The following is a 13,403-nucleotide window of genomic DNA, read 5'->3' on the forward strand; positions in this document are numbered from 1 at the left end:
TCTTATCACGGTGAAGCGCCCGGTTTTGAACATCAAAACACCATGCCTGACATCCCTGGTCCTGAAAATTTTGCCTCTGAATCTGAACTGGCAGCCCAGATTGCACACTTATTACCTGAAAAAATAAAAAAGGTTTTTTGTGGCGAAAAAGCGATTGAGATGCGTCCAGTGACCGTAATTAACCCGCTAAAACCACAAAAAGCGGAGCCAAAACAGTACCTGTGGATACGCGCTAATGGTGAGTTGCCAATTAACCAACTCATCCATCAATATTTGCTCGGTTACGCGTCTGATTGGGGGTTTTTAGTCACAGCGTTGCATCCTCATAAAGTCTCTTTGATGACACCTAACTTTCAAGTCGCGACGATTGATCATTCGATTTGGTTCCACCGCCCATTCAAAATGGATGAGTGGTTGCTCTACGCAATAGAAAGCCCTACGGCCAGCAATACCCGTGGTTTAGTGCGTGGCGAGATTTACAACCGCCAAGGAGATTTAGTCGCAACAGCAGTGCAAGAAGGTGTGATGCGCTTCACCAAATAAAAAGACTCGGACGAGCAGGCTATGCCAGAGGCAATTGGGTAGTGTACTTCAATGACTCCATTGCAAAGGTTGAAGTCACGTTATTAATCCCTTTCACGCCATTGACCAGTTTTTTATAAAACTGGTCAAAACACTTCATGTCTTTGACCAACACTTTCATCATGTAATCGTACTCACCCGCCATTCGATAGAACTCCATCACCTCAGGGTACTCAGACACAGTCACGACAAAATGGCTGTACCATTCGTGAGAGTGATCGCTGGTCTTAATCAACACAAACGCGGTAAAACTCAAATCTAATTTTTCTGGGTCAAGCAGGGCAACTCGCTGCGCAATCACGCCAGATTCTTCAAGCTTTTTCAACCGCTTCCAGCAAGGTGTGGTGGTTAAGTTCACCGCTTCAGCCAAATCATTTAGCGACAAAGTGCTGTCTTGTTGCAGTAATGAGAGGATCATGCGATCAATTCTATCAAGCTCCATAGCTTCCCCAGAATAAGAGAATAATTTTCTCTAAAACTACAAAATGACAGGCAACATAGCAAAGCTTTTCTCTCACATTAAGGGTAAATTACCCTCATAATAACGATGGAGAGAGAACCATGTGCACCGATCATCAATGGATTAACAACGCAATTCGAAAAATAGAAGCGGACTACCAACGTTCGGCCGATACTCATCTGATCAAGCTCGATTTGCCTTGTGTCGCTGGGGTCGATATTTATCTCAAAGATGAAAGTACGCATCCTACGGGTTCGCTGAAACACCGCCTCGCCCGTTCTCTTTTTCTGTATGCCATCTGTAACGGCTGGGTTGGCCCTGAAACTACTATCATTGAATCTTCATCGGGCAGTACTGCGGTATCAGAAGCTTATTTTGCCCGTTTACTAGGCTTGCCTTTTATTGCTGTAATGCCCAAATGTACTGCACGTAAAAAAATTGAGCAGATTGAGCTTTATGGCGGCCAAGCGCATTTAGTCGATCGCTCTGATCAAATTTATGCCGAATCACACCGCTTAGCCAAAGAACTGAATGGCCATTATATGGACCAGTTCACTTATGCTGAACGTGCGACCGACTGGCGTGGTAATAGCAATATTGCCGACAGTATCTTTAACCAAATGCAAATGGAAGATCACCCCGTTCCGACATGGATTGTAATGAGCCCAGGCACAGGCGGAACCTCAGCAACTATAGGCCGCTTTATTCGCTACCAAAAACACAATACCAAACTGTGCGTCGTCGACCCTGAAAACTCGGTATTTCATGATTATTTCAAAAGCCGAGACCCAAGCTTAACCTTGCAGTGTGGTAGCAAAATTGAAGGAATTGGTCGCCCACGAGTTGAACCGAGTTTTATTCCCGGCGTAGTCGATGAAATGCGTACCGTTGCGGATGCCGCCAGTGTCGCTACGATCTATTGGTTGGAAAAACTACTCGGCCGCAAAGCAGGCCCTTCTACCGGCACCAATCTTTATGGGGTTTTGCAAATTGCCAGTGAGATGAAACAACGAGGTGAAACAGGCTCCATCGTGACGCTGTTATGCGACAGCGGCGAACGTTATTTAGATACCTATTACTGTGCCGATTGGGTGAAAAGCAATATTGGTGATTTAACACCTTATCTTTCAAAATTAGAAGCCTTTGAAACAACGGCTAAATTAGCTTAGTGACCTAGCAAAACGCCCAAGACAAACTTAGGCGTTTTGGATCCATCGTGAAAAGTCTTAGCCTTGAATGCCGACAATCAACCAAGGTGCATTAGGTACGGTTAAATCACGCTCTAAATGCCACACATCATTAATATCTTCTTCAATGCCTTCCACGGAATCGCGGTAGCGGCCAGTAAACTGCAAACTCAACTGCGCTTTACTTGCATCGTAATCGGCGCGAACGACTTCAGCGTCTACGTACATCACATCTGTGTGCTGTTCACCGTTTAGCTTTGCGCGCTCTTGTTTTAAATCTTCAAACAAGCTCGCCGATACATATTCTTCAACAGTTTCAAGTTGGTTATGGTTCCAAGCACCTTGCAAAATACGGTAGTGTTCGCGCGCACCATTAATGAAAGCTACCTTATCAAAACCGGCTGGATAGTTATGTGGGATATCGCTGTGTGCATTCGCTCCAAAACCACCCGTGGCTTGAGGCTGTTGTTCAAAATTGTGCACGTTCGGCTGTTCAAACTCCGTTCGGTTATTCACGCCACCAAACGCAGGCTGCTGCCGATTCATGCTACCCTGCTTCGCACCAAGCATACCGCGCATCAGTTTAAAGAGCACAAAAGCAATCAGACCGAAGATCAGAATATCCATAAATTGGATACCCTCAAACGCGCCGCCAAAGAAAGCCGCCAGTAGACCACCAGCGAGTAAACCACCCAGTAATCCGCCCATCAGACCTTTTTTGGTCGAACCAGCTTTACCTGCTTGATCTTGCTTAATGGTGTCATTTTTTTGAGTCTGCTGTTTGGGAGCTGGAGCCGTTTTATAGCTTTTACCAAACGATTTACCACCGCCAAATTTCTTTGCTTCTGCTATCGGTGTGATCGCAACAGCAACCATCAGCAATGCTACAAGGGAAAAAAAACGTTTCATGTTTTTCCTTAGGGTTATAATTATTGAGGCTTACTCATCATAACCACTTCGGATAGACAAGAAAACCGTTGCTTCTCGCAGACATGTATCAGAATATTGCAAATTAACCGTCCATAAGTTGACGCTTATACACCACCCCACTAGAATATCGAACGTTGTTCATAATTGATACGTAACCATGGCCAGACGAAACGATCACACCCGAGAAGAACTGATTGCATTGACACTCAAGACCGCGAAGCATTTTCTTCAAAATCACACTTATCACGAGCTCAGCCTGCGTAAAATCGCAACCATGATTGGCTACGTACCTAGCACTTTGGTCAATGTCTTCGGCAGTTACAATCTTTTATTGTTGCATGTGGTCGCTCAAACCTTGGATGAACTCTCTTCACAAGCGAAAAAAGTGGTGGGAAAGTGTAGCGATCCAAAAGAAGCGTTGTATAAATTGGCCTATTGCTACCACGATTTTGCTCAGTTGCACCCCAATCGCTGGCAACTTATTTTTGAACATAATATGAATGGTGAACGACTTCCCCAGTGGCAAGCAGAGCGCATCGACAACATGACCGCCATGCTTGAAGGTTTATTGACCATCGTTGCTCCACAACACTCGCAACAAGAAGTGCTGCAAGCAAGCCGAGTCCTGTGGTCTGGCGTACATGGTATTACCTTATTAAGCGTAGATGATAAATTTTTCGCCGCCGAACCCATCGATGGGAAAGAGCTGATTGAAAACCTACTCTCAAACTATCTTAATCACTGGGCGCGATAAGGACCATCAATGAGTCAATCTCAATCTTCATTGCTGACTCAGCAACGATTTCTTCCGTATTTCATCACCCAGTTTTTTGGCGCATTTAACGATAACATCTTTAAAAATGTCTTGCTGCTATTGGTCGCGTTTGCTGGAGCGAACGTGTTACCGGTTTCCAGTAATTTATTTATTAACCTTGCCGCAGGGCTATTCATTCTTCCTTTTTTCCTTTTTTCTGCCTCTGCTGGCGTGCTTGCTGACAAGTACGAAAAATCCGCTTTCATTCGTAAAGTGAAATTGGCTGAAATTGGCATCATGTGCCTTGGCGCGATCGGTTTTATGACCGAGAGTTACGCCATTTTACTGTTATTACTGTTTTTGATGGGGACACAATCGGCCTTTTTTGGTCCAGTCAAATACGCTTTATTGCCGCAGCAACTCAAGCCGAATGAATTGGTTCCGGGCAATGCGTTAGTGGAAACAGGCACATTTTTAGCGATTTTATTAGGCACATTGGGGGCTGGGCTCATTGCCTCGATGCCCCACACTAAATACGTGGCTGCTGGCGCGGTGGTGCTATTTGCGTTATTAGGCTATTTAGCCAGCCGTCATATTCCTAAAGCCCCTGCTTGCGCACCCGATCTCGTTTTTCGCTGGCAGCCCATTAAGCAAACCAAGCAGACCATTGCGATTGCCAAACAAGACCGTACTATTTTCCAATGCGTAATGGCGATCAGTTGGTTCTGGTTTTTAGGTGCTGCCTACTTAACTCAATTTCCAAATTTCACGCATCACTATTTATATGGCACAGAGAGCGCCGTTTCTTTTTTGCTAGCACTGTTTTCTGTTGGCATTGCCACTGGCTCATTGACCTGTGACAAATTATCGCATCATAGAATAGAGATCGGTATCGTTCCTATCGGCAGTTTTGGCATTACATTATTTGGCTATTTAATGGCAACCTCCGTGCCAGAAAAATTACCTCAATTTACTGATTTTTATCAATTTATCAGCTACCAATCACTATGGCCGATGTTTCTTTTCTTATTGTTGATTGGCGTCTGCGGTGGCATCTTCATTGTGCCTTTATATGCGCTAATGCAGCAGCGTGCTAAAGTCACTCAACGCGCACAAGTCATTGCCGCTTTAAATATCTACAACTCACTGTTTATGGTGGCGAGTGCACTATTAGGGATTATCTGTTTGAGTTTTCTTGAGCTTACGATCCCTCAGTTCTTCATTATATTAGCTTTGCTTAATGGCTTTGTTGCACTCTATTTATGCTACCAAGTCCCGGTCTTCTTGGTGCGATTTCTAATGTGGATGCTCACGCATACCATGTATCGAGTCAGCCACAAAAATCTTCATCACTTACCTGAAAAGGGCGGAGCACTGCTGGTGTGCAATCATGTTAGCTATATGGATGCATTGTTGCTGAGCGCGGTTTGTCCTCGCTTAATCCGTTTTGTGATGGAAGAGGATTATGCCAATTTGCCGCCACTTCGTCGCTTTTTGAAACGTGCAGGCGTGATACCTATTTCCGCAACGCGTCGCGGTTCTATCCGCCAAGCCTTTAACGATGTAGAACAAGCATTGGCAGAAGGGCATATCGTCTGCATTTTCCCAGAGGGACGGTTAACCGCGGATGGCGAAATCAGCGATTTCATGCGCGGGATGGATATTATTTTAAAACGCAGCTCTGTACCTGTCATCCCCATGGCATTGAAGGGGTTGTGGGGAAGCTATTTTAGCCGTGCCAAAGGGCGCGCCTGCTGTGGGCTACCGACTCGTTTTTGGTCACATATAGAAATTGAAGCTGGCGAGCCCGTCCCCCCCAAAGAGGCAACAACACAAGTGATGCAACAAAAAGTCGCCGAACTCAGGGGGGATTGGCGTTAGATTGGGATTGGGTGCAAACCAAACACTAGCTTGATCTTATACTAAAGAGTGAACGTACAAATATGTTATTAACGGGCTGTTAGGCTGACGACATACATATGAGTACCCCATCTTTAGTGATTTTTTTCGATGCGCAGTGTCCTTTATGCTGCAATGAAATGCGTTCATTAAAAACCTTCGATCACCATGGTCGGGTTCAGCTTATCGACATAAATGACGGCGATGCTATGCGTAGCTTTCCTTCTATCGACAAAAGCAAGGCGTTATCGATACTGCATGGCTTAGACCAACAAGGCAATCTGCTTTATGGGCTGGATGTGACCGTTCTAGCTTGGCGTTTAGTCAACAAACATCGCTGGTTATTCATCACGCGCTTGCCCATCTTAAAATGGATTAGCGACCAAATTTATCTCCTTTTTGCAAAACATCGCATGTCGATATCTCGCTGGTTTAGTCATGCTCAATGCCGTAATGGCGTTTGTAAAAACAGAGAGTGATAACAATGAAATACCTCATTATTGGCGCCTCAAGCATCATCGCCCAAGCTTTTATAAGGGAGCTCAAAGCGCAGACTTTAGCGCCAGAAATCGTTACCGTCTCAAGACAAAAATATCTCGCCCAATCCTCAAGCGAACATTTTCCAACCGACTACAGTATCGAATCAACGGCCTTGATTGCCAAAACATTGGCCGACATCGGGCATAAGTTTGATCAAATTGTGTTTTTTAATGGGCAACTACACAACGGCACCTATACACCGGAAAAGCGTATCTCAAGGTTTGACGAGTCTTACTTTCAATGGCTTTTACAATGTAACGTTTTGAGCCAAGTGCGTTGGTTTCAATATTTACCATCACTTATTGATCGTCAATCTTTTGCAAAAATTACGGTTTTTAGCGCGCGGATAGGTAGCTTAGAGGATAACCACAGTGGCGGCTGGTACAGCTATCGGATGAGTAAAGCGGCGCTAAATATGGCGACGAAAAGTTTTGCGATAGAGCTAGCTCGCACTCATCCCAACACACAAACTATTCTGTTTCATCCGGGAACCACCGACACCCCGCTTTCTAAACCATTTCAGCATAATGTGGCTAGCGATAAGCTCTTTGAACCGGAGTTTGTGGCTAAGCAACTTAATCAACTACAGCAAAAGGAAATGTTAGATAAGCCCGTCTGTTTTGTGGATTGGCAGCACCAGACTATCAAATGGTGATCGCTCATTGAGTGGTCGGTAACGCAGCTGATGTTCGGTGAGCCATGTTTTTAAGGTCTTGCGCGATATTTTAATACCCGTTTCGCTCAAGTGATTTGGTATTAAAAAATAATCGATGGGATATTTAAATTTTTCAAGCCTGCCATTGAGCCACTGCTCTAACGCCTCTTTTTTAGGCATAGTTTGGCATTGCAACAAAGCCACGCTGCGCGCGCCAAACTCATCATCATGCACAGGGATCACCATCGCTAAAGCGATGTCGGGGTGGTGAGATAATACCGCTTCAATCTCTTCGCAATGAATGTTTTCGCCTCCAGAGATAAATTGGTTATCAACGCGGCCAATAATGCACAGCTCATCATTCTGCCAATGGCCAAGATCTTGGCTGTCGAACCATCCTTGTTCATCGATAAGAGGCGTGATTAAGCCTTGTTGGTAATAGCCACTGGATATGGTTTCACCGCCAATGAAAATGCGCTGACCTTGTAGCTTCACTTGCCGTTTAGGTAGCACGTGGCCAACACTCTGGCTTGCGTTAACACGTTTTGCTGTGACAGTGGAAGCCGCTTCCGTCATACCATAACCCACCCAAGTTTCAATGCCATGCTTTGCCGCCTGCTGGGCGAGATGGTTTGGGATATGACCTCCACCAAGCAGCACGTGCGTTAATGCGAGTGGTGTTTTACTGTCTAATAAACGCTTCAGTTGAGTAGCAACCAATGAAGCATGCGTAACATGAATTATATCTTGGGTGAGATCACCGCTGCCGACTTTTAAGCAAGCACCAGCTGCTAGCCAGCGATAAATAATGGCTAACCCAGACACATGATACATCGGTAAACTCAGCAGCCACGTATCATGGCAACTAAATGAAAATACCTCAAGTAAACCACTGGCTGACAACCAATGCTGCTGAAAAGTATGAATAACGGCTTTAGGAACCCCAGTAGAGCCAGAAGTAAAGATGATTGAGGCAAACTGTGTCTCAGCCTTGTTTACCATAGCGCTCGTGGGCGGCGAAACATGTTCATGAGTAACATGTTCATGAGTAAAAAGCTGGATGTTAGCCTCAGCGAGCAATGAAGTTAGCCCACTCTCCTCAAGCTTAGCTCCTTCACCTAACCATAACCAATGTGGTTGATTCTCTCCGTATAAGGTACTGAGTTTCTGTTTCAGCAGCATCACAGGTTGTGGCATGGTGATGGCGCAGATCACGCCAAGTTTTAGCGACGCAAGGTAGATTAACACTAACTCAAGGCTGTTCTTACCCACTAACGTCAGCACATCTTGGTTCTGCAAACCTTGTTGCTGCATTGCAAAAGCATAAGCGTCAATACGGTTCGTTAACTGCTGCCAAGTGTAGGCTTGATTCGCCGTACGCAATGCGATCGCGTGCGGCGTATACAAAGCATGTTGTTGCCACGGCTTTTGGCAAAAGGAAACGCCTACTCGCATTGAGATTGCCAAACCACCGTTTGCTGTACGAGCGTTTGTATCGGCAATGCGCTGTTGGGCCATGCGCTTTCGAGTTGTGCTTTAAACAAACTAATCGTATCTAGCCCCGGAATTTCATTAGGCAGTTGCCACTGCGCAAAACGAGCTAATTGGCAAAGCCCTAAGCTCGATTCGATGCTAGAGCTAATAACGGCTTGAATGCCTAATGTTTTAGCTTTTTCAATCAAAGCGATACAGCGCTGTACCGACCCAATCAAGGTCGGTTTAATCACAATGGCTTTCGCTCCCGTCAGATCTTCTAGCTGAAAATCTGCACGGCGAACGGCTTGCTGTAAGGTTTCATCCCACGCAATCGCAATGCCCGTATTGATAGCAAAAGCCAAGCTGTCACTGGGAGATGGACACGGCTCTTCCAAAAACGCAATGCGTTGACGCAGCGAAGGGGAGACATATTGGGCAAATTTTTCAGCTTTAGCGGGTGTCCAAGCTTGGTTAGCATCAAGACGCAATTGCAAATCAGGCATGGATTCTAAAAACAGATTTACGATCATCCCATCGCGAATCGCTTCGTACAGCCCAACTTTAATCTTCGCAACTCTATGATCGCCCGGTAGCGCGTTCAGAAGCGGGATCAGTTCATCAGGGTCTCCCGAGCACAAAGGTGCTGCGTGATAGTGTCCGGCTTGAGGCAACCCACCATCCAGCTCTAACTCCGCCATCGACAAACCAAAGGCAACAGAAGGAAAAAGATCATCATAGGTAATAAGCTCACCACTAACCCAAAGCTGAAGCTGCGCTATTAACTGCTGCTGTGCTTGCTCAAGTGACTCTAAACTGAAACCGGGTAATGGGGCAACTTCACCCAACGCTGAACCGTGATCATCTTGTAATTCAATAATCAGACCTTCACGTTCCACCAGCTTCTGATTGCGGAGAATAACGCCGCTATCCATCGGTAAACAGTAGCGATACAGTGTTGCGCTGCGCATAATTTCAACCTTTTGTTCGATATTCGACTTTGTTCATTGAGACCACTAGCCCAAATCATCACGGAAAATGGATGATTTGAGCCGATTTTACGCTTAAGGATTACGAGGGAATTTATTGAAATCAGGGCGGCGTTTTTCATTGAAGGCATTGCGCCCTTCTTGCCCCTCTTCTGTCATATAGAACATCATGGTTGCGTTACCTGCCAGTTCTTGCAAACCTGCTTGGCCGTCACAATCTGCGTTGAGCGCTGCTTTCAAACAGCGCAGCGCCATAGGGCTATGCTGCAATACTTCACGACACCAGCGAACCGTCTCTTTTTCTAAATCAGCTACTGGCACAACCGTGTTGACCAGCCCCATGTCCAACGCTTCTTGAGCATCATAAAAACGGCAAAGGAACCAAATTTCACGCGCTTTTTTCTGCCCAACGATACGGGCCATGTAAGACGCCCCCCATCCACCATCGAATGAACCCACTTTGGGCCCTGTTTGACCAAACTGGGCATTTTCTGCCGCTATAGTTAAATCGCACATCATATGCAGCACATGGCCACCACCGACAGCCCAACCAGCAACCGCCGCAATTACAGGTTTCGGACAGGTACGAATTTGGCGTTGGAAATCGAGCACATTGAGATGATGCGTACCGGACTCATCACGATAGCCGCCGTAGTCGCCACGAATTTTTTGATCGCCACCAGAGCAAAATGCCGCTTCACCAAGACCAGTTAGAATGATCACGCCAACTTGCTCATCATAACGCGCATCGGCCAGCGCACTGATCATCTCTTTAACCGTTTGTGGGCGAAAGGCATTACGCACCTGAGGGCGGGCAATCGTAATTTTGGCAATGCCATCTTGCGATTTGTGATAGTGAATATCTTCATATTCGGCGCTGCAGTCACTCCAGATGACTGGTGCATACAATTCTTGTTCAGTAATACCGACTGTTTTAGCCATGGTGCTTTCCATTGTTCTATTAATTATTGTTTTTGAACCAACGCGTTAGCATTGGCTGATAAATTCTTGAATAAGATGAGCAAATACTTCGGGCTGCTCATGATGGACATTATGCCCTGCAGCCCGCACTTGGCGATATTCGAAACCGCTTTGCTGTGCCAGATGAACAAACTTGCTGTCCTTCTCCCCACAAATATAGACCATTGGCAATGCGACTTGCTCAAGTTGTGCGAGCAGATAAGGCTGCTTTGCCAATGAAGTCGAAATTAGCATGTGAGCCACTGCCACCCCAAGATTAGCACTGCGTTGAGTGACTAAAGTTTGTCTTTGCTCATGATTTAATGAAGAAAAAACGGGTTGATGATACCAATCGACCAAAACTCGCTCAATCTGCTCAGTTTGGAAACGATGTGCCCAATGGTGATCATTTTTCAATCGTTGCTCACGTTCAAAAGAACTCTGCAAGCCGAAGTTGCCACCCTCAACGATCAAACCTTGAATATTCAACGCCGAAAAACGCTGCATCGCCACGCCATACATTGCCAGCCTTCCACCAAGTGAATAGCCCACCAATACGATAGGTGTTTTTTCGCCAAGCTGCTTAAGCACGGTTGCAGAAATGTGAGCGCAGCACTCATCAAAATCATCACATAAGAGAGACTGACTACCGCCATGGCCGGGAAGATCAATCCATAATTGCGAGTATGGCGAAAGGAAAACCGCCGTTTTCGACCAATCTCGCCCACTGCCTAGTAAACCATGTAGAAAAACCACCACAGGCTCTACCGACGTCGAACCTGTGGTGGTGCTGCAATAAAAACGACTACAAAGCATAGACTTGCTGGGTAAATTGTGTGATTTGCTCACCAGCTTGCCCAGACGGCGTGGTCACTTCAACCAATAAGGTGCCAGTACCCTGTTGTAAATGTTCACGGACCAAGCTTTGATAAGCAGATAAGGTTTGCGGACAAGCATAACCTAAACGAAACTGCCGTGCGGCGTGTTCAAATTGGTAGCCATGGGGCATTTGGTACAAGGCGGTTTTGTGCGTTTTGGGAACGGGTAATAGATCAAAAATAGCGCCACCATCATTATTCACCACCACCAGCACCAGAGGCGTGCTGACTTGGCTAAGCAGAGCTAGAGAATTCAGATCATACAGCAATGACGTGTCACCAATAAATACCAACATTGGATTATGATTGGCTCGCTGTACTCCTGCGGCGGTTGCCACTAAGCCATCAATGCCCGAAGCGCCTCGATTGGAGTAAACCGAACGTCCCTCAATTTGAGCAAACATATCGGCTAAACGGACGAACAAACTGTTGCCGATAAATAGGTCGGCCCCTTCGCTACGCTCGGACATATCGAGCGCTAAACCAATTTCTGTAATAGAAGAATCACCGTTCAAATGCAATTTAGCCAATTGGGCAATCTCTTGCGCGACCGTTTTTATTCGATCCGACCAACCCGCTTGCGCCGCACCTAAAGCCGTTAATTTACCAATATGCCGATCGACCCAGCACGCAATATCAGTGACAAACTGCTGTTGCATCAGATGGCTTTGATTATTACGTGCCATTAGGGGTGAAACGTAAATATACTGCACGTTACCCGTGTGAGCATGGCTAGCTAGCCATTGAGTAAGCCGTTTTGAGACCAGCCGTGAACCGAATTGGATCACCACCTCACTTTCACTAAGCAGCTCACGTGCTCGCACATTTTGTAACCACAAATCAAAATGCGCCCATTCGCTGCTCACGCCTGATTGTGGATCACATAAGACTGGCCAGCCAAGTTTGTTGGCAAAGTGCTTGGCCTTCTTCGCTTCAGCTAACGTCAACGAACCAAGAATCACCAGCCCTTTTTTACTCAGCCATGCACCATCATCTAACGTTTTGGTTTCGGTTTGGTACTGGCGAGAGCTGAATGCTTGCTCACGCTGACGCCACGCTTCAATCACAGCCAAATAGTCCGCGTAGAGATCTACATCATGTTCGGCATAAAGTGGTTCGGGAAAGGGACAGTTAATATGTATTGCACCACCCATATAATCTTGGTTAGCCATAGCCTCATCCACTGTGGTTAACAACCAAGTCAATGGAATAGTCGTCGATGGACTGGGTAGATTCACCGCCTGCGTGACATGTGATGAGTAAATTCCTACTTGATTGATTGCTTGATTCGCACCGCATCCCACGAGCTCAACGGGCCGGTCAGCCGTGAGTACAACGAGTTTTTCACCCGTGAGGTGTGACTCAGCAATCGCTGGCAATAAATTAGCCGCCGCCGTGCCAGAAGTGACAATCACCGCAACTGGCTTTTGGCTCGCCTTAGCAAGACCTAAAGCAAGAAAGCCCAGCCCACGCTCATCAAAGTGAGTATGGATTGAAAGCTTGTGATTGGCGGCCGCCTCTAAGGTCAAAGGTGTTGAGCGTGAACCTGGTGCAATACAGATCTCTTGCACCCCAAGTCGAGTAAGCTCCTCAAGTAGCGTTTGGCTCCAAATTCGGTTCAGCACTGCTTGGTCATGCTTCATGACGCCACTCCTAGAGGAAAATGGTCGCTGATCAAACTCAGTAAGGTTGCCATTTTTTTGTCTAACTCTTGCCATTCATGCTCAGCAACTGAACCTGGAACAATGCCCGCTCCGGCAAACAGTTGGACCTGATTGTCCACCAGCAAAGCGCTGCGAATCGCCACACAAAACTCCGCTTGTTGATGGCTAAAATAACCGACTGAGCCGGCATACCAACCACGTGCAAAAGGCTCATTAGCCTGAATAAAATCCATCGCCGCTTTACGCGGCAGGCCAGCCACGGCCGCGGTCGGTTGTAACGCGTTCAGCAGTTGTACACCATTCACACCCTTTTTCAGCTGCGCATGGATACCCCGTTTTAAATGTTGCACTTTGCGCAAACGCACTAAACGGACGTCCTGTTCAACATCAACCCTTTCAGAATGAGGCGTTAACCGTTCAATAATGTCATCC

The 13,403-nt window shown here is 46.4% G+C and carries 13 protein-coding genes and 1 pseudogene; 6 read left to right on the top strand and 8 right to left on the bottom strand.

What is annotated here, in order from left to right; translation table 11 throughout:
* Positions 1–543 (top strand): annotated as a pseudogene (locus B9J84_RS05835) (acyl-CoA thioesterase domain-containing protein); the annotation flags it as partial.
* Positions 544–562: 19 nt separating this feature from the next.
* On the opposite strand, the gene B9J84_RS05840 reads toward B9J84_RS05835, so the two are convergent.
* Positions 563–1,024: an Lrp/AsnC family transcriptional regulator gene (locus B9J84_RS05840; protein WP_010319994.1), complete on the bottom strand. Its 462-nt coding sequence runs from the start codon at positions 1,022–1,024 to the stop codon at positions 563–565.
* A 119-nt stretch (positions 1,025–1,143) separates the two neighbouring features.
* Here B9J84_RS05840 and B9J84_RS05845 point away from each other — a divergent pair, with 119 nt between their 5' ends.
* Positions 1,144–2,211: a PLP-dependent cysteine synthase family protein gene (locus tag B9J84_RS05845; protein ID WP_013856440.1), complete on the top strand. Its 1,068-nt coding sequence runs from the start codon at positions 1,144–1,146 to the stop codon at positions 2,209–2,211.
* A gap of 57 nt (positions 2,212–2,268) precedes the next feature.
* Here B9J84_RS05845 and B9J84_RS05850 read toward each other — a convergent pair whose 3' ends face one another.
* Positions 2,269–3,138 (bottom strand): Tim44 domain-containing protein, encoded by an 870-nt coding sequence (locus B9J84_RS05850; protein WP_017048570.1) that lies wholly within the window; start codon positions 3,136–3,138, stop codon positions 2,269–2,271.
* Between the two features lie 178 nt (positions 3,139–3,316).
* Here B9J84_RS05850 and B9J84_RS05855 point away from each other — a divergent pair, with 178 nt between their 5' ends.
* The 4 genes from B9J84_RS05855 to B9J84_RS05870 all read left to right on the top strand — a co-directional run bounded on the left by B9J84_RS05855 (position 3,317) and on the right by B9J84_RS05870 (position 7,007).
* Positions 3,317–3,913, top strand: a complete 597-nt coding sequence (locus B9J84_RS05855) for a TetR/AcrR family transcriptional regulator (RefSeq protein ID WP_094123740.1) — start codon at positions 3,317–3,319, stop codon at positions 3,911–3,913.
* A 9-nt stretch (positions 3,914–3,922) separates the two neighbouring features.
* Positions 3,923–5,794 carry an MFS transporter gene (locus B9J84_RS05860; RefSeq protein ID WP_094123741.1) on the top strand — a complete coding sequence of 624 codons (1,872 nt, stop codon included), beginning with the start codon at positions 3,923–3,925 and terminating at the stop codon, positions 5,792–5,794.
* A gap of 98 nt (positions 5,795–5,892) precedes the next feature.
* Positions 5,893–6,291, top strand: a complete 399-nt coding sequence (locus B9J84_RS05865; RefSeq protein WP_013856435.1) for a thiol-disulfide oxidoreductase DCC family protein — start codon at positions 5,893–5,895, stop codon at positions 6,289–6,291.
* Between the two features lie 5 nt (positions 6,292–6,296).
* Positions 6,297–7,007, top strand: coding sequence for an SDR family NAD(P)-dependent oxidoreductase (locus B9J84_RS05870; protein ID WP_094123742.1), 711 nt, complete (start codon positions 6,297–6,299; stop codon positions 7,005–7,007).
* On the opposite strand, the gene menE is transcribed toward B9J84_RS05870, so the two are convergent.
* From menE to B9J84_RS05900, 6 genes are all read right to left on the bottom strand, one after another.
* Positions 6,954–8,462 carry an o-succinylbenzoate--CoA ligase gene (gene menE, locus B9J84_RS05875; protein ID WP_094123743.1) on the bottom strand — a complete coding sequence of 503 codons (1,509 nt, stop codon included), beginning with the start codon at positions 8,460–8,462 and terminating at the stop codon, positions 6,954–6,956. The genes B9J84_RS05870 and menE overlap by 54 nt on opposite strands.
* On the bottom strand, positions 8,453–9,451 hold the full coding sequence (gene menC, locus B9J84_RS05880; protein WP_094123744.1) for an o-succinylbenzoate synthase: 999 nt from the start codon (positions 9,449–9,451) through the stop codon (positions 8,453–8,455). The genes menE and menC overlap by 10 nt, the downstream gene beginning before the upstream one ends.
* Before the next feature lie 93 nt (positions 9,452–9,544).
* Positions 9,545–10,411, bottom strand: a complete 867-nt coding sequence (gene menB, locus B9J84_RS05885; RefSeq protein WP_026027256.1) for a 1,4-dihydroxy-2-naphthoyl-CoA synthase — start codon at positions 10,409–10,411, stop codon at positions 9,545–9,547.
* A 45-nt stretch (positions 10,412–10,456) separates the two neighbouring features.
* On the bottom strand, positions 10,457–11,245 hold the full coding sequence (gene menH / locus B9J84_RS05890) for a 2-succinyl-6-hydroxy-2,4-cyclohexadiene-1-carboxylate synthase (RefSeq protein ID WP_094123745.1): 789 nt from the start codon (positions 11,243–11,245) through the stop codon (positions 10,457–10,459).
* Positions 11,235–12,950: a 2-succinyl-5-enolpyruvyl-6-hydroxy-3-cyclohexene-1-carboxylic-acid synthase gene (menD, locus tag B9J84_RS05895; protein WP_094123746.1), complete on the bottom strand. Its 1,716-nt coding sequence runs from the start codon at positions 12,948–12,950 to the stop codon at positions 11,235–11,237. The genes menH and menD overlap by 11 nt, the downstream gene beginning before the upstream one ends.
* On the bottom strand, positions 12,947–13,403 hold a 457-nt coding region (locus tag B9J84_RS05900; RefSeq protein WP_179217528.1), incomplete at its 5' end, for a chorismate-binding protein. The genes menD and B9J84_RS05900, both read right to left, overlap by 4 nt.

This window comes from Vibrio sp. V03_P4A6T147 (genome assembly GCF_002241085.1).
Taxonomy (GTDB): Bacteria; Pseudomonadota; Gammaproteobacteria; order Enterobacterales; family Vibrionaceae; genus Vibrio; species Vibrio anguillarum.